Origin of the sequence: Arthrobacter sp. PvP023 (assembly GCF_017832975.1) — a bacterium.
Taxonomy (GTDB): domain Bacteria; phylum Actinomycetota; class Actinomycetes; order Actinomycetales; family Micrococcaceae; genus Arthrobacter.
On sequence record NZ_JAFIBI010000001.1, the window covers coordinates 4,451,263 to 4,468,057 of the forward strand.

At 67.1% G+C, this 16,795-nt stretch carries 15 protein-coding genes; 6 read left to right on the forward strand and 9 right to left on the reverse strand.

Annotated features, from left to right (window positions below; genetic code table 11):
• Positions 1 to 74: 74 nt before the first annotated feature.
• Together JOE31_RS20185 and JOE31_RS20190 are read right to left on the reverse strand one after the other, a co-directional pair.
• A complete protein-coding gene (locus JOE31_RS20185; protein WP_209747614.1) occupies positions 75 to 758 on the reverse strand; it encodes a TrmH family RNA methyltransferase in 684 nt (227 codons plus the stop codon).
• Positions 759 to 778: 20 nt separating this feature from the next.
• Positions 779 to 1,894 carry a hypothetical protein gene (locus JOE31_RS20190; protein ID WP_209747616.1) on the reverse strand — a complete coding sequence of 372 codons (1,116 nt, stop codon included), beginning with the start codon at positions 1,892 to 1,894 and terminating at the stop codon, positions 779 to 781.
• 195 nt (positions 1,895 to 2,089) lie between these two features.
• On the opposite strand from JOE31_RS20190, the gene JOE31_RS20195 reads away from it, so the two are divergent.
• The gene (locus JOE31_RS20195) at positions 2,090 to 2,920 is read left to right on the forward strand and encodes an HAD-IIA family hydrolase (protein WP_209747618.1); all 831 of its coding nucleotides are present in this window, start codon (positions 2,090 to 2,092) and stop codon (positions 2,918 to 2,920) included.
• A gap of 21 nt (positions 2,921 to 2,941) precedes the next feature.
• Here JOE31_RS20195 and JOE31_RS20200 read toward each other — a convergent pair whose 3' ends face one another.
• From JOE31_RS20200 to pyrE, 4 genes are all read right to left on the reverse strand, one after another.
• Positions 2,942 to 3,985, reverse strand: coding sequence for a thioesterase domain-containing protein (locus tag JOE31_RS20200; RefSeq protein WP_209747620.1), 1,044 nt, complete (start codon positions 3,983 to 3,985; stop codon positions 2,942 to 2,944).
• 50 nt (positions 3,986 to 4,035) lie between these two features.
• The gene (locus JOE31_RS20205; protein ID WP_209747622.1) at positions 4,036 to 4,629 is read right to left on the reverse strand and encodes a hypothetical protein; all 594 of its coding nucleotides are present in this window, start codon (positions 4,627 to 4,629) and stop codon (positions 4,036 to 4,038) included.
• A 139-nt stretch (positions 4,630 to 4,768) separates the two neighbouring features.
• Positions 4,769 to 5,587, reverse strand: coding sequence for a GAF and ANTAR domain-containing protein (locus JOE31_RS20210; protein WP_209747624.1), 819 nt, complete (start codon positions 5,585 to 5,587; stop codon positions 4,769 to 4,771).
• A gap of 123 nt (positions 5,588 to 5,710) precedes the next feature.
• A complete protein-coding gene (pyrE, locus tag JOE31_RS20215) occupies positions 5,711 to 6,295 on the reverse strand; it encodes an orotate phosphoribosyltransferase (RefSeq protein ID WP_209747626.1) in 585 nt (194 codons plus the stop codon).
• Between the two features lie 149 nt (positions 6,296 to 6,444).
• Here pyrE and acsA point away from each other — a divergent pair, with 149 nt between their 5' ends.
• From acsA to JOE31_RS20240, 5 genes are read left to right on the forward strand one after another with little or no spacing between them, the layout of a single operon-like run.
• Positions 6,445 to 8,268: an acetate--CoA ligase gene (gene acsA / locus JOE31_RS20220; RefSeq protein ID WP_209747628.1), complete on the forward strand. Its 1,824-nt coding sequence runs from the start codon at positions 6,445 to 6,447 to the stop codon at positions 8,266 to 8,268.
• A gap of 20 nt (positions 8,269 to 8,288) precedes the next feature.
• Entirely contained in the window at positions 8,289 to 9,266 is a 978-nt protein-coding gene (gene pdhA / locus JOE31_RS20225) for a pyruvate dehydrogenase (acetyl-transferring) E1 component subunit alpha (RefSeq protein ID WP_209748672.1), read from the forward strand.
• Complete coding sequence (locus JOE31_RS20230; RefSeq protein WP_209747630.1) at positions 9,263 to 10,243, forward strand: alpha-ketoacid dehydrogenase subunit beta; 981 nt, start codon at positions 9,263 to 9,265, stop codon at positions 10,241 to 10,243. Before pdhA ends, JOE31_RS20230 begins: the two co-directional genes overlap by 4 nt.
• Positions 10,236 to 11,687 (forward strand): 2-oxo acid dehydrogenase subunit E2, encoded by a 1,452-nt coding sequence (locus tag JOE31_RS20235; RefSeq protein WP_307864457.1) that lies wholly within the window; start codon positions 10,236 to 10,238, stop codon positions 11,685 to 11,687. Before JOE31_RS20230 ends, JOE31_RS20235 begins: the two co-directional genes overlap by 8 nt.
• Positions 11,684 to 11,926: an acyl carrier protein gene (locus JOE31_RS20240; RefSeq protein ID WP_209747632.1), complete on the forward strand. Its 243-nt coding sequence runs from the start codon at positions 11,684 to 11,686 to the stop codon at positions 11,924 to 11,926. Before JOE31_RS20235 ends, JOE31_RS20240 begins: the two co-directional genes overlap by 4 nt.
• Here the strand turns inward: JOE31_RS20240 and JOE31_RS20245 are convergent.
• The 3 genes from JOE31_RS20245 to manD all read right to left on the reverse strand — a co-directional run bounded on the left by JOE31_RS20245 (position 11,905) and on the right by manD (position 16,795).
• Positions 11,905 to 13,167, reverse strand: coding sequence for an FAD-dependent oxidoreductase (locus tag JOE31_RS20245; protein WP_209747634.1), 1,263 nt, complete (start codon positions 13,165 to 13,167; stop codon positions 11,905 to 11,907). The genes JOE31_RS20240 and JOE31_RS20245 overlap by 22 nt on opposite strands.
• An 81-nt stretch (positions 13,168 to 13,248) precedes the next feature.
• A complete protein-coding gene (locus JOE31_RS20250) occupies positions 13,249 to 15,576 on the reverse strand; it encodes a gluconokinase, GntK/IdnK-type (protein WP_209747636.1) in 2,328 nt (775 codons plus the stop codon).
• On the reverse strand, positions 15,566 to 16,795 hold the full coding sequence (gene manD / locus JOE31_RS20255; protein WP_209747638.1) for a D-mannonate dehydratase ManD: 1,230 nt from the start codon (positions 16,793 to 16,795) through the stop codon (positions 15,566 to 15,568). The genes JOE31_RS20250 and manD overlap by 11 nt, the downstream gene beginning before the upstream one ends.

Genomic DNA, 16,795 nt, shown 5'->3' on the forward strand with positions numbered 1-16,795 from the left:
GGGGGCAGTGTTTCGGGTCACTGGCCGGGTAACACTTTGCGCTCCGCCCGCCCGGCGTGCCATCCCGGCGGGAGCTAGACGTGCTGGCTGAACACGTGCCGGCGGATCCAGGCGTGCATGGCGATGGCTGCCGCGGACGCGGCGTTGATGGACCGGGTGGAGCCGAACTGTTCAATCGACAGGGTGTCCAGGGCGGCCTCGTGGACCTCGGGGGTGAGGCCCGGGCCTTCCTGGCCGAACACCAGGACGCAGTTTTTCGGGAGGTCGTAGGTTTCCAGGGGCACGGAATCAGGGAAGATGTCGATGCCGATGATCGCCAGCCCCTCCCCCTGCGCCCACGCCACGAAGTCCTCCACAGTGGGGTGGTGGCGGACGTGCTGGTAACGGTCGGTGACCATGGCTCCGCGGCGGTTCCACCGGCGTCGTCCGATGATGTGCACTTCCTTGGCGAGGAAGGCGTTGGCAGTGCGCACCACGGTGCCGATGTTGAGGTCGTGCTGCCAGTTTTCGATCGCGATGTGGAAGTCGTGGCGCTTGGAGTCGAGGTCCGCCACGATGGCCTCGTGCTTCCAGTAGCGGTACTTGTCCACCACATTGCGGCGGTCGCCGTCGGCCAGGAGGTCCGGGTCCCAGTGCTCACCCTCGGGAAGCTCGCCTACCCAGGGCCCGACGCCGACCTCCGCCTTGGGTTCCGGTTCCTCGCCAGAGGGGGAATCAGGCGGGGAGGCGGGCGCTGCTGGGGTCTGGGGGTCAGTCACGCTTCAACTTTAGCGGCGGCTTAGCCGTCCAGCTTCCAGCGGTTGGCCCGGAACGAGTTGCCGATCTTCTCCAGCGCCTCCGGGTTGGCGGTCCAGTAGCTCTCGTGCCCGCTGACGCCCATCATCTGCGGTGTCCCCCACGGAGTAACGGTGAACAGGTTGACCGCGCGGATGGCGTCTCCCCCGGCGTTGGTGCAGGTGAAGCCGACCACAACGGCGGCCGCGCGGCGGAACTCCCGGATTTCCGGCGTCGACGCCTCAAAGTCGCTGGCGCATTTGTGGCCGACCAGGTGCTGCGGCAGTTCGGTGGCGGGGATGGCCTTGAGCTTTGCCTCGACCTCCTTGATGGCTGCCTGGACCTTTTCAGGCTCCTTGCCGTACTTGCCTTCCTCCGCTTCGGCGAAGAACGAGAAGGCCGTGGAGATGCCGTCACCATCGCGCTCTTCGGTGCCCTTGGCGACCTGCTGCATGGGGGCGCCGGTGGACGGATCCTTGGTGATCCCGAACGTGTCGTCGCTGCTCCAGGCGGACAGGTAGGAGAACGAGGATTCCCCGGTGACAAACCGGTTGTACAGCGGGTCGTCGCTGGCCGGAATGTTGGCGGGGCCCTGCAGGTCATCCCACCCGGCCGGAAGCGGAAAGGCCCCGGCCGGCATCTCATCCGCGCCCGCGTCTTCGGACGGCGCCACGGATCCTTCGGGGGCTGCGCTGTCCTCGGCCGCTTCCGGGGACGCGGATTCGGCGGACGTGGCCACGGGCCCGGGATTCTCCTCCGCCTGCGGCTTGCTGAACGCCGGAATGACCCAGACGAAAACGGCGACCAGCGCAACGATCACGGCGGCGGCAACGGCGGCCAGCACAATGAACAGGTTCTTGTTGTTCCGCTGGGGCTCCGCCGCGTAGGGCGGGGGCGCGTAAGGGTGCTGCTGGAACTGCTGCGGCGGGTATGGAGGAGCCTGCTGGCCCTGCGGCGGGCGGGGCACCTCGGGGTACCTCTCGGTATCTCCGGTCCGGTTGTCTCCGGGCGGCGGTGCACTGTAGTTGTTGCTCATGGCGGGCCCTTTCAGGTGCTTGCGGGCATCCTGCGGTTCCCGGGATGCCTGCTGATGTCCGGCGGCGGGGGTCTGCCGGCGCATGCCGGCACAACAAACCGCCGCGGATATCCCCCGATCCGTGGCCGCTGGCACCTGGTGCCAGCTACGAGCCTAACGGAGTGGCACCGTCCCGGAACGCCGCGGCTCGTCCGTCATTCTTGAGCCCCCGGATGTTCCGCCGTCCGAAAAATGACAGACTGGGAGCCGGAACCGGCACATCAGCGTTGGAGGATCAGCATGGCAGAGTCAGACGAAGTACGTTCATCGGCAGCGGTTTACCGAAGCGGCCAGGAAATCGAGTGCTGGCTGACTGACATGGACGGCGTCCTGGTCCACGAAAACCAGCCGATCCCGGGAGCAGCAGAACTGATCCAGCGCTGGGTGGACACCTCCAAGCGCTTCCTGGTGCTCACCAACAACTCCATCTTCACGCCCCGCGACCTGGCCGCGCGGCTGCGTTCCTCCGGCCTGGAGATCCCCGAGGAGAACATCTGGACGTCGGCCCTGGCCACCGCCCAGTTCCTCAAGGACCAGGTGCGCGGCTCGGAATCCGGGAATCGCGCCTACACCATCGGTGAAGCAGGACTTACGACGGCGCTGCACGAGGCCGGCTTCATCCTCACCGACCAGAACCCGGACTTTGTGGTGCTTGGCGAGACACGCACCTACTCCTTCGAGGCCATTACGATGGCCATCCGGTTGATCCTGGCGGGCGCCCGCTTCATCGCCACCAACCCGGATGCCACCGGCCCGTCCAAGGACGGGCCCATGCCGGCCACCGGAGCCATCGCGGCGCTGATTACCAAGGCCACCGGCCGCGAGCCCTACATCGTGGGCAAGCCGAACCCCATGATGTTCCGCTCGGCCATGAACCAGATCGATGCCCACTCCGAGACCACCGCCATGATCGGCGACCGGATGGACACGGACATCATCGCCGGCATGGAGGCCGGGCTGCACACCGTGCTGGTCCTCAGCGGAATCACCCACAAGGACGACATTGCCGCCTACCCGTTCCGTCCCAACCAGATCCTGAACTCGGTGGCAGACCTCAAGAGCCAGATCTAGGCCCGGATCCGGCGGGCCGGCTCAGAACGCGGTCATCCTGTGCCCGCCGGAAGGCAGCGGGAAGATCTCATCCTGCAGTTCCTCAATGATGGGCCGGTAGACGAACGGGTTCCACTGCGGGCTGGCATGCGCCGGCAGCGCATCTTCGGTGCGGCGGTCATTGGACACCATGTTGGCGGCAAATGTCTGTGCCCACGATTGGCGGGCCGTCTCGTAGTTCACGGTGCCGTCACGGGGGTTGCCGATGAAGGCCATCCGGGTCCCGCCCAGCATGCCGGCGAAGCGTGTGGCGTCGAAGTGGTAGATGTAGGCGGATTCGGACTGGATCAGCACGCTGGACGGGGCAATCGGTGACAACTGCTCCAGGCTCTGGTCCAGCACCTGCCGCCAGGACCGTTCGTCCTTGTGCACGATGCGCTCGCCCAGCTCATACCCGCCGCGGAGCACGGTGGGAACCCGGAAGCCGCCCTCGTAGAGCACCACCACGCCTTCGAACCAACTCTGGTCCAGGACATTGAACTTGCTGTACGGGCTGGAGTCCAAGAGGATGAATTCAACCTCCACCCCGTGCAGTTCGCGCAGCCGGGCAGCGACCTGGGTGGCCACCATGCCGCCGAAGCTGTGACCGTAGAAGTACAGGCTTGTCAGCTGTTTGGCCCGGACGTGTTCAATGACCGCGATCACGATCTGGTCAATGTCCAGCCCTTCGTTGGAATAGCCGACGGCGGCCAGCTGGCCGCGCTGGCGCAGGGCGCCGCGCAGGGAGTTGAGGATCCACTGCGCCTCCTCCCAGCTGGTTTTATAACCGGGAAACAGGATCCAGCTGGAGTGCGGGTAGTAGCTTTCCGCGAAATCATCGCCCACAGTCAGGATTCTGTTGGTGCGGCGTTCCGCCTGGACGTAGCGGGTGAAGAACATATCCGCAGCCAGCAGCGACGCCGCGCCCGTTCCCAACAGGAAATTGCGCCGGGAAAACCGCCTGAGCTCGGCGGCATGCCTGAGGAGGCGGCCCTCGGCTGATCCGGGGCCGCCCTCGGGCTGTAATGGCTCCTGGACACGCGGCACACCTCTACCGTAGCCACAGCGGAACCCGGAAATGAAACCCGCTAAACCAGCTAGATCACGGGCTCGGCCGGACGCGCCGGCAGTTCGCCTGTTGAGATCTTCCGGCCCGCTACGGCGCTTTCCCGCCGTGAAATTTCCATCCCGATCGCGTCGTACTGCGCCAGCAGCTCCGTACCGGCAATCGCGGCGGGATCATCCAGGAGACCGAAGACGGAATCGCTGGCCGCCAGGAGTTCGTCGTCGGAATATTGCGTCAGCGGGCCGTATCCCGAAGGGTCGATGGAAGCGGCGAATTCGCCGGTGATTTCCAGGGTTTTCGAACCGGGTCCGGCGTCAACGGCCAGGGCGTCCGGGCGCGGCATGAACTCGAGTGAAACACCGGAAGCGGTGGGGGTGTCGCCGTCGGAGGCACCGCTGTCGATCGAGTTGAGGTCGTTGCGGAGCCCCACCAAAGCGGGTGATTCCACACACGCCGCCTGGGAGAAATCCACGCGGATGTGGGCAGTAATGCCCATCCGGCGGATACGCCGGATGACGTGCACCAGGGCGGGTCGGGATTCCTGGTTGAGGCTGCCCCGGACTTCGATCCGAACAACGTCGGCGGCGACGTCCAGCTTAACGAGGGCGTGAAGTTTGCGGTCCATAGGTACTCCAAAAAAGGGTGTCTATGGCCGACGGCTCAACCTTGGACAGCGTATCCTCCGCCGGGCGGCACCACAAGCCCGAAGTTCGGGGCAGGGGCGCTGGCCTCGCGGCCGGGGGCGGCCCTGCCGCCTGGCCCTGCTACCCGGCCTGGCTGCGGTCTTCGCGGCGGTCCTGGTTGCGGTCCTGGCTTCGGCCCTGTCCGCGGTCCTGACCCTGTCCGGGCTCCTCGAAGTGGGTCCGCGTGCCCGCCCCGCCGACGGAATCCACCAGTGACTTGGCGATGTCCCGCAGCTTGACGTTGCTGTTACTGGACGCATCAGTCAGGATCTGCACCGCCGCCTCCTGGCTGCAGCGGTTCTGCGCCATGACGATGCCTATGGCGATGTCGATGGTGGTCCGTGATTCCAGCGTGGCACGGAGGTTCGTGGCACTGTCCGTGTGCAGCGAGAACCTGACGGCCAGGCGGAGGGCCTGCGAGATTTCCCGGGTGTATTCCCGGGCACGTGCCGCCGCCGTCCCATCAAACTTGTGCGGAACATCCGAGTAGAGGTTCAGCGCCGCTTTGGCGTCTCCCTGCAGGCTGAAAGGCAGCGACAGCACCGACCGCAGCCCGTGGGAGGCGACGGCGTTGGCGTAGTCGGGACCCCACCGGTCCTCCTCGAAGAGATCCGGGACGTGGACCTCGCGTTCCTCCTGCGCTGCGGTCAGGCAGGGCCCCTGGGAGAGCCTGTACTGGATCTCGTCCACCTCGCGCGCCGAATCGCTGCTCCAGCCGATGGTGGCAGCCTTGCGGTCCCGGAGCAGTGTGATGCCGCAGAGTGCGTCATCACCGTCGCCCGCCATCTGGTGCGCGGAAAAGCGCGCCAGTTCGTTGAGGAAGTCCTCGAAATCGGCACTCTCCAGGATGAGGTTCTGGATCTGGTCCACCGTGGTGGGTGCTGGGTTGGACGGGAGCATGGCGCGTTCTCTCCAGGTGCGTGACTTGTAATTGAGCTACACAAATTGTAGGGTCACGCCTTGCGGCCATCCAAGCGGAGTTAGCTTCCGGCTGAATCGTGCCGTTACGCTGCCGCCATACCCCTAGTTCAGGCCGAGTTCATCCTTGCCGAAGGCAAACAGGTAGGGAACACCGGTCTCGGCTTCGATCTTTTCCTTGGCGCCGGTGTCGCGGTCCACGATCACGGCGACAGCCACCACGTTGCCGCCGGCCTTGCGGACACCCTCCACGGCGGTCAGCGCGGAACCGCCCGTGGTGGACGTGTCCTCGAGCACCAGGACCTTGCGGCCCTCCACCGAGGGCCCTTCCACCTGGCGGCCCATGCCGTAGGACTTCTGCGCCTTGCGGACAACGAACGCGTCGACAGTGCGGCCGGCGTCCCCGGCGGCGTGCATCACGGCGGTGCCCACGGGGTCGGCTCCCATGGTGAGCCCGCCGGCACATTCAAAGTCGATGCCGGCGTCGTCGATCAGCGACAGCATGACCTGGCCTACCAGCTTGGACGCCTCGTGGTGCAGCGTGATGCGGCGGAGGTCGATGTAGTAGTCGGCCTCGGCTCCGCTGGACAGGATCACCTTGCCGCGGACCACGGCGAGTTCTTTGATGAGTTCGAGCAGGCGGGCACGGGCGGCGGCAGCATCTGCTGCAGGGGCACTGGAGGCAGTCATGGGGTCCAGTTTAGTGGCTCCGCGGTTTGTGACGGCCCGTGCCCGCGGTGCCGGGGAACGGGCCGCGGAACGGGACGAAGACCGCCCGGAGAGGGGCCACAGGACTTTCTACTCTATGCAGCTCTCCCGGCGAGGAGTCCGATTGAATCATGACGGCCGGAACCGCTCCATCGACCCGCTGGCCCGCAATCCCCAAGGACATCAGCGGCCTCGCCGTCCGCCCGAATATGGTGGACTACGATGCCAGCCGCGCCGGGTTCTCCTGGGATCGGGAGCGGCAGGCGCTGGCCGGACTTCCCGGCGGCGGCGTCAACATTGCGTACGAGGCGGTGGACCGCCACGCCGCGGGCGAACGGGCAACCCACGAGGCCCTGCGCTTCATCCGCGCCGACGGAAGCGCCCGTTCCTTGACGTACGCAGAGCTGGCGGAGCAGACAGGACGGTTTGCCGGCGTCCTGCACGGGCTGGGTATCGGCCGCGGGGAACGGGTCTTTTCGCTTATGGGCCGCAGCCCCGAGCTGTATGTCGCGGTGTTGGGAACGCTCAAGAATGCCAGCGTGTTCTGCCCCCTGTTTTCCGCCTTCGGCCCGGAGCCCGTCCGTCAGCGCCTTCATTTGGGGTCCGGCCGCGCCCTGGTCACCACACGGGCGCTGTACCGGCGGAAGGTTGCCCAGATGCGCGACCAGCTGCCGGAGCTGGAGCACGTGCTCCTGATCGATGCCGAGGGACGTCCGGACCCCGGAACCCTGGATCTGGCCGACCTGATGCGGGACGCGCAGCCGCTGGACACCGTCCCGACCCGCGCCGAGGAGATGGCCCTGCTGCACTTCACCAGCGGCACCACCGGCACCCCCAAAGGTGCCATCCACGTTCACGACGCCGTCACGGCGCACCACGCCACCGGCTTCTTCGCGCTGGACCTGCACCCGGACGACGTCTACTGGTGCACGGCCGATCCCGGCTGGGTCACCGGCACCTCCTACGGCGTGATCGCTCCCCTCACCCACGGCGTGACCACCATTGTGGACGAAGAGGAGATGGACGCGGACAGGTGGTACCGGATCCTCGCCGAGCAGCACGTCACCGTCTGGTACACCGCCCCCACCGCACTGCGCATGCTGATGAAGGCCGGTGTCGGGCACGCGGCAGGACACGATCTGTCCGCACTCCGGTTTGTGGCCAGCGTGGGGGAACCGCTCAACCCCGAAGTGGTGGTGTGGGGCCGGGAAGCCTTCGGCCAGCCTGTCCACGACAACTGGTGGCAGACCGAAACCGGGGGCATCATGATTTCGAACTATCCCGCCATGGAGATCCGGCCCGGCTCCATGGGCCGGCCGCTCCCCGGCGTTGAAGCTGCGATCGTTGCCCGGGACCAGGACGGCAAAGCGGTGGTCCGGAACGGCGAAGCCGTCCTCGTGACCGAACCGGAGGGGGTGGGCGAACTGGCCCTCCGTCCAGGCTGGCCTTCGATGTTCCGCGGCTACCTCCACGAAGACGAACGGTACCGGCGATGCTTTGCCGGCGGCTGGTACCTCACCGGGGACCTGGCGAAGATGGACGCCGACGGGTACTTCTGGTTCGTCGGCCGGGGCGATGACGTCATCAAGTCCTCGGGCCACCTGATCGGCCCGTTCGAGGTGGAGAGCTCGCTGATGGAGCACGAAGCAGTGGCCGAGGCAGGCGTGATCGGCGTCCCTGATCCCGTTGCCGGCGAAGTGGTCAAGGCCTTCGTGGAACTCCGCACCGGGTGGCAGCCCTCGGAGGCACTCAAGCTGGACATCATCGGCTTCGCCCGCAAACGGCTGGGCCCCGCGGTGGCTCCCCGGCTGCTGGACTTCACCGAGGCGCTGCCCAAGACACGGAGCGGCAAGATCCTCCGGCGGCTCCTCAAGGCCCGCGAACTCGGCCTCCCCGAGGGCGACACCTCAACCATCGAGTCACCTCCCGGCCGCTATCCCGGAGCGCCCGCGTGACCGGCACATCAGCGCGCGGCATGGGAAAAGCGGACTCCGACCATGCACGCCACCTGCTCCATCAGATGCTCCGGGTGCGGCGGCTCGAGGAACAATGCGTGGAGCTCTACAGCGCCGCCAAGATCCGCGGATTCCTGCACGTCTACATCGGCGAGGAAGCGGTGGCCGCGGGTGTGATGAGCACCCTCGCTCCGGACGACGCCGTGGTGGCAACGTACCGGGAACACGGCCACGCGTTGCTGCGCGGCGTGCCCGCAGGAGCCATCCTGGCCGAAATGTACGGCCATGTGGAGGGCTGCTGCCGCGGCCGCGGCGGCTCCATGCACCTCTTCGACGCCGGCACCCGCTTCTTCGGCGGCAACGCCATCGTGGCGGGCGGGCTGCCGCTGGCCGTGGGCCTGGCGCTCGCCGACAAAATGTCCGGACGCTCACGGGTGACCGTCTGCTTCTTCGGCGAAGGCGCCGTCGCCGAGGGCGCATTCCACGAGAGCCTGAACCTCGCCGCACTCTGGCAGCTGCCCGTGCTGTTCTGCTGCGAAAACAACCTCTACGCGATGGGCACCGCGCTTGCCCGTTCCGAATCACAGACCGATATTGCCCTGAAGGCCGCCGGCTACGAGATCGCCTCGTGGTCCGCGGACGGGATGGATGTGCTCGCCGTCGAAGAGGCGGCCCGGCGCGCCGTGGACGCCGTCCGGGCCGGCGGCGGACCGCACTTCCTCGAGCTGCGGACCTACCGCTTCAGGGCCCACTCCATGTTCGATCCGGAACGGTACCGGGACAAGAAGGAGGTCTCCCGCTGGATGGAGCGCGATCCCATCGACACGCTGCGGAAGGCCTTGGAAACGGCCGGGAAACTGTCGGAGAAGGACTGGAAATCCATCCAGCGCGAGGTGGAGGACGAAGTGAAAGCCGCGGTGGAATTCGCCGAGGCCGGGACTCCGGAGCCGCTTGAAGACCTGACCCGGTTTGTCTACAGCGAGCGGAGCCCGGAATGAAGACCACCTACCGCGAGGCCATGCGGGCAGCCATCCGGGATGCCATCCAGCGCGACGAACGGGTGTTCCTCATGGGTGAGGATGTTGGTGCGTACGGCGGCTGCTTCGCCGTGAGCCTGGGCCTGTTCGAGGAGTTCGGTCCGGAACGGATCCGGGACACTCCGCTGTCCGAAGCCGGCTTCGTGGGCGCAGGCATCGGGGCGGCCCTCGGCGGGATGCGGCCCATTGTTGAGATCATGACCGTGAACTTCAGCCTGCTGGCGCTGGACCAGCTGGTGAACAATGCCGCCACCCTGCTGCACATGTCCGGCGGGCAGTTCAACGTGCCTCTGGTGGTCCGGATGACCACGGGTGCCGGCCGGCAGCTGGGTGCCCAGCACTCGCACAGCCTGGAGGGCTGGCTGGCGCACATCCCGGGCCTGCGGATCCTCACCCCGGCAACCCTTGAGGATGCCCGCGGGATGCTGTGGACCGCATTGGAGGACCCGGATCCGGTGTTGATCTTCGAGCACGGCACCCTGTACAACGTCGCCGGGGAACTCGCCGACGACGCCGGCCCCGTGGACATCAGCACAGCGGCCGTCCGACGGCCCGGCCAGGACATTTCGCTCATCACCTATGGCGGAACCTTGCCGGCAGTGCTCGACGCCGCTGCCCGGCTGGCAGCTGAGGGCATCGACGCCGAGGTGCTCGATTTGCGCGTACTGCGTCCGCTCGACGACGCCGCCATCCTGGGGAGCGTGGCCAAGACCCACCGTGCCGTGGTGGTGGACGAGGGCTGGCGGAGCGGCAGCATCTCGGCCGAACTGAGCGCACGGATCACCGAAAATGCCTTCTTCGACCTGGATGCGCCCGTGGGCCGGGTCTGCAGCGCGGAAGTGCCGCTGCCCTATGCCAAACACCTGGAACTGGCGGCGCTGCCCACGGTGGAACGCATCGTCGCCGCTGCCCGGGAGGCGGTTGGGGCGCGTGGGTGATTTCAGGATGCCGTCCCTTGGCGCGGACATGGAGCACGGCAAGATGGTGGAGTGGCTCATCAAGCCTGGCGACTACGTGCACCGCGGCGATGTGGTGGCCGTTGTGGACACAGACAAGACCGTGATGGACGTGGAGTCCTTCGAAGAGGGCGTGGTGGCAGAACTGCTGGTGGATGTGGGCACCACCGTTCCCATCGGCACTCCGTTGGCCCGGATCACCCAGACTCCCGACGACGGCGCCGGCCAGGCAGGCGGGCGGCCTGCGGGTCCGCTCGCGAAGGCGGCGTCAGGAACGGCAGAGGCAGCAGTCACGGCAGGTGCCGTGGAGCCGGCAGGCGCGGCCGCTGCCGCGGCGCAGGTTCCGCCCCCGGTCCGGCACCTGGCGCACCAGCTTGGCGTGGAGACGGCAGGGATCCGCGGCACGGGCCGGCACGGCGCCGTCACCCGCGCCGATGTGGAACACGCCGCAGCTGCCCGGCCCCGTCCGGCGGCTCCGGCAGTCCCGGCAGCTGCGGCGGTCCACGCTGCGCGTGTGCCCCACGGAGCCAGGGTGCGGTCCTCGCCGCGGGCCCGGCGGCTCGCGGACCAGCTCGGCGTCGACATCGGGAGTGTGCCCGGCACGGGGCCCGATGGCGCCGTCACCGAAGCTGATATCCAGCGGGCCGTAAGCGGGCACAGGGCGGCGGTTCCGGCAGAAGAGGCGCCAGCGGAAGAAGCCGCCCTTCCCGGGGCGGAGGCGCTGCCCCCGAAAGAGACGCCGCCGTCGGAAGCGCAGGACCGCTTGTCCAGCCTGCGGCGCGCCATCGGCGCGCTCATGAGCCGGTCCAAGAAATCCATCCCGCATTACTACGTCAGCACCACACTGGACCTGCGCGCCGCCATCGCGTGGATGCAGCAAGTCAACGAACAGCGCCCGGTGGCCTCGCGGCTGGTTCCGTCTGCCCTGCTGCTCAAGGCGACGGCCCTTGCCGCCCGTGAGGTCCCGGAAGTCAACGGATTCTTCACCGACGGAGTGTTCCGGCCCAGCAGCTCCGTGCACCTGGGCGTTGCGGTGGCTCTGCGGCACGGCGGCCTGGTGGCGCCTGCCATCCACGACGCCGACACCTTGGCCCTGGACGTGTTGATGCAGCAATTGCGGGACCTCGTCAGCCGGGCGCGTGCCGGGCGGCTGCAGCGCGCGGAAATGGCCGATCCCACCCTCACGGTGACGAATCTGGGCGACCTGGGCGTGGAGGCCGTTTACGGTGTCATTTATCCGCCGCAGGTGGCCATGGTGGGCCTGGGCAAGCTGGTGGAGCAGCCCTGGGCACACGACGGCATGCTCGGTGTGCGGCCCGCCGTCACCGCCACCCTGTCCGCCGACCACCGGGTCAGCGACGGGCTCCGGGGCGGCCGCTTCCTGGCCCGCATCGACGAACTGCTGCAAAAACCGGAGGAGCTATGAACGAGCAGGACGCACGCGAGGCCGTGCACACGGCCATCGGCCAGGTAGCGCCGGACGTGGACTTTGACGGCCTCGACGAGGGCTCGCGGCTGAGGCAGGACCTTGAACTTGATTCACTGGATTTCCTCAGGCTTGTGGAAACCATCAACGAGGCCACCGGCGTGGACATTCCGGAACGTGACTACACGGCAGTGGCCACCGTCAAGGGCATGATCGATTACCTCGCTGCCCGCGGCTGAGCACGGCGGGCAAAAGCGGGCGCATGTTCCGGCCTGGGTCCGAAGGCGATGAGCCGCGGCAAGAGCCGCCGCACCACCGGGGCATGCCGGACAAAAAACAGCAGGACCGGCGGAGCACCCGGCCTTTGTCCGGCGAACAGCGGAACGAAAACCGCCCGGTGCATAACCCTTTGGACGGTCTGGACAATGACGGTGGGCATCCGGCGCCGCCGTTCCACCGCCGCGAGGTCCTTGATCGACACGTTGCCCCGGACCAGGGCCGGTGCCAGGAGTGCCGCTGCCGCCACGGCATCCTGGATGGCCAGGTTGATGCCCACCCCGCCCGCTGGGGACATGGCATGGGCGGCGTCGCCGATGCACAGCAGCCCGTCCACGTACCAGCGCCGCAGCCGGTCCAGCCGCACATCCAGCCAATGAAGGTCCTCGAGCGAACGGATGGAGTCCACCCGGTCCGCCAGGTCCGGACGCAGGGCGGCGACGCGTTCCCTGAACCGTTCAACGCCCTCGGAGCGTATCCGCGCGTCCGCTCCCTTGGGGCCGAGGTACCCCATCTGGTAGTAGTCGTCGCGGAACAGCGCGATCATGGCTTCGCGGTCCCGGAACGCCGGGACGATGCCCGCCACTGCGCCTTTCTCCGAAGCATGGCGCGGGAGCTTGAACCACCAGGTGTCGAAGGGAACCGGATAGTCCTTCGGCTGCAGGCCGGCGGCCCGGCGCAGCACGGAATGGCGGCCGTCGGTGGCCACCACGAGGTCCGCATGCAGCGCCCCCTCAGTACCCTGCCCTTTAGTACCTCCCCGCGTCCGGTAGCGGACGCCGGTGACGCGGCCGCCGTCGAACATTAGCGACGTGGCTTCATGCTCCATCAGGAGCGTGAACGTGGGTTCGCTCGCGGCCTCGGTGGCCAGGAAGTTCAGGAAGTCCCACTGCGGCATCATGGCGATGTAGTTGTACGGGGGCTTCAGGGTCGCGAAATCGCCCAGCGTGACCAGTCCGACGCCCGGGATGGGGAAGGCGACGTTGTTCAGTTTGCTCTGCGGGAGCTTGCGGAATCCGTCGCCCAGCCCGAGCTCGTCGATCAGCCTGATGGTGGAGGCGTGCACGGTGTCGCCGCGGAAGTCCCGGAGGAAGTCGCCGTGTTTTTCGAGGACCGTGACCTCCACCCCGGCCCGGGCCAGCAGCAGTCCCAGCATCATGCCCGCCGGGCCTCCCCCGACAACAGCGCACCCCGTTCGCTCCATGCACCCACGCTACGCCGGACGCACAAAAGCCGCACGCACAATTGCTGCGCGTGCGGCTTTTAGCGTGCTGCCGGAGCAGGGTCAGAGCCGGGTGTCGAAGGAATCGCAGAAGACGTTCTCGTTGAACGTTCCCTGGAATTCCGAGGTGCCCATGATTTTCTCGATGGTCGCCCGGATGGCTTCCGGGGTTCCCGCGTGGGCGTGGATGGCGGTCTTGACCATCGGCACGTCAATCAGGTGGTTGGGCTGGTTGAGCGAGACGAACACTGTGGGGACCTCGGTGACGTACCACGGGATCTCCGCGGCCATCGGGGTGGACCATTTGATCCGGATTGCGGCTTCCTGGGCAAAACCCTTCACATTGGCGAACACGAAGGCGGCATCATACTTGTCCGCGTAGTCGCCGGTGGCTTCCTCCGAGATGACCGACATGAAGTTCACGCCGGTTTCCCCCGCCGCCTCGCGCTGGTCCGCCGTCTTGAACAAGTGGACCTCGAAGCCGGCGTTTTCCAGTTCCGCTTTGACGGTGTCCAGGTAGGCCAGCGGGTCGGCGCGGGTGAAGTCCGCACCGCCGGAGATGCCGTAGAGGCGGATCCGTTTGTGCGTCTCCGGCGTGATGGGCAGGTTGTGGGCGGTGTCCTTGACCAGGGTGACGGTCTTGTCCGCGATCTCTGCGGCAATGGCGCGGTGCGCGTCGCTTCCGATCACGCCGAGTGCTTCCGCCGGCGGCACCAGCCCGTTGCGTGCCTTCCGGTGCAGCCCCAGGCTTGCTTTGAGGGCCAGGATCCGGCGGAGCGCATCGTGCAGGCGCTGCTCGGTGATGACGCCGGATTTGTAGCCGTCCATCATGTATTGGAAATCTTCCGCGGGGTTGCGGAAGAACAGGAACATGTCGCAGCCGGCGGCAATGGTGGCCGGCACCAGGTCTTTGCGCTTCATGGCCTGGGTCAGGCCGATCATCTGCGAAGCGTCGGTGAGGATCAGGCCGTTGAAGCCAAGTTCGCCGCGGAGCAGGTCCTGGAGCAGTTCGGGCGCCAGCGTGGCCGGCCGGATGTCCTTGTCCGCCAGGCCGGGACGGAAGTGGCGGGAAAGTTCCGGCGCACCGATGTGCCCGATCATGATGGACTGCACGCCGTGGCCGATCATTTCCCGGTACACGTGCCCGTAGCTCCGGTTCCACTCCTCGTAACCGAGGGTGTTGTAGGACGTGACCACGTGCTGGTCGCGTTCGTCCACGCCGTCGCCCGGGAAGTGCTTCATGGCGCAGGCGGTGGGCGACTCGCTGATGCCGTCGAAGTACTCCTTGGCGCGCTCCACCACGATCTCCGGTGTGTTGCCGAAGGCCCGGGTGGAGATCACCGTGTTCCGCCAGTTGTAGTGGATGTCCACGATCGGCGCGAACGCCCAGTTACAGCCCAGCGCCGCGGTTTCCACGCCGGCAACCTGCCCCATCTGCCGGGCGATGGACTTGTCCGGATGCGAGCCGGCCTGCAGGTGCGTGGACACAAACGTGCCGTCGTCGCAGCTTCCGGCTCCCCCCATTTCCGGGTTCGAGGCCACCAGCAATGGGATGCGGGTCCTGGACTGCGCGTAGCGGATATGTTCCTGCACCGCGGCAGAGGGGCCCGGCCGGTAGCGCATGCCGCCCACGTGGTAGCTCTCCAGGACGCCGTCCAGGTACTCCGGGGAGTAGTCGTTGTTGTGGTTGATGAACAGCTGCCCGATCTTTTCCTCGAGGCTCATCCCGGCGATCGTGGAATCCACCCACGCCACGGCGTCGTCGTCGAGGTTGAACGGCGCGGCATGGAGGTCGACGTCGAACCGGCGCGGCTGGGTGCCCGCCACGCCTTCGCTGCTCCGGGCGGGAGTTACGACGGCGGCCGCAATGCCTGCGAGCGCTTCGGTCACCACCTGGCTGACAGGGGCCGCGATGTCGACCACGATGCCGGCTTCGTCGGCGTCGAGCGGTTCCAGCGTTGCGAGCTGCGAATCAAGGAGGGCGGGCGGCATGAAGTGGCCGGTGCGCCCTTCAGTGCGTGCCCGGAGCACTTCTTTGCTGCCGTGCAGGTGCAGGAACACGGTGTCCGGTGCCTGCTCCCGGATGGCGTCGCGGTAGCTGCGCCGCAGGGCAGAGCACGCGAGCACCAGGCCGCCGTCGCCGGCGTTGGCGAGCTCGGCGCCCACGGTGGCCAGCCAGGGCCACCGGTCCTCGTCGGTCAGCGGCGTGCCGGCCGCCATCTTGGCCACGTTTTCCACTGGGTGGAGGGAGTCGCCGTCGAGGAACGGTACGCCCAATTCTCGGGCCACGAGGTCGCCGATGGTGGTCTTGCCGCAGCCGGAGACCCCCATGACGATGATGCGGTGCTTTGCAGTGCCGTGCGGTGACACAGCCCGGGCCTCACCAGTCATGGACGGTGCCGTCAACAAGGCGGTTGTACGGGAGGTAAGCCTGCTGGTACGGGAACGCGGCCGCGGCTTCCTCGTTGAATTCGACGCCGATGCCGGGCTTGTCCCCCGGGTGCAGGTAGCCGTCCACGAACGTCATGGACTGCTCGAAGACCTCGTTGGTCTTGTCCGAGTGCTGCATGTATTCCTGGATGCCGTAGTTGTGGATGGCCAGGCCCACATGAAGCTGCGCGGCGAAGCCGACCGGGGAGATGTCGGTGGGGCCGTGGAAGCCGGACTTGATCTGGTACTGCGCGGCGAAGTCCATGACCTTCTTCAGCGGGGAGATGCCGCCGAAGTGCGTGGAGGCTGCCCGGACGTAGTCGATCAGCTGTTCCTTGATGATGGTCTGGTAGTCATACACGGTGTTGAAGACTTCACCGATGGCCAGCGGGGTGGTGGTGTGCTGGCGGACCAGGCGCAGCGCCTCCTGGTTCTCGGCCGGGGTGCAGTCCTCGAGCCAGAACAAGTCATAGGGTTCCAGCGCCTTGCCCAGCTTGGCGGCCTGGATCGGGGTCATGCGGTGGTGTCCGTCGTGCAGCAGCGGCAGTTCCGGGCCGAACTCGTTCCGGACGGCTTCGAACACGGTGGGCAGGTGGCGCAGGTACGCGCGGGTGTCCCAGTCCTCTTCCACCGGGAACGCGCCGCGGCCGGCGGGCTCGTAGTCGTAGCGCTCACCGGAGGCCTGTGCCTGGGCGGCCACACCGTAGACGGCCTTGATGCCGGGAACGGCGGTCTGGATGCGGACCGACTTGTAGCCGAGTTCCAGGTGCTCGCGGACGGAGTCGAACAGCGAGGGGATGTCCGCGCCGGAGGCGTGCCCGTACGCCCGCAGGCCGTTGCGGGAAGCCCCGCCGAGGAGCTGGTAGACCGGCATGCCGGCCATTTTGCCCTTGATGTCCCAGAGCGCCATGTCCACGGCTGCGATCGCGGCCATGGTCACCGGGCCGCGGCGCCAGTAGGAGCTGCGGTACAGGAACTGCCAGGTGTCCTCGATCCGGTGTGGGTCCTTGCCGATCAGCAGCTGCGCAACGTGTTCCTTGAGGTAGGCGGCCACTGCGAGCTCGCGGCCGTTCAGGGTGGCGTCACCGATACCGGTCACGCCGTCCTCCGTGGTGATCCGGAGGGTCACGAAGTTGCGGGACGGGCTGGTGACGAAAACTTCTGCTGCAACGATCTTCAT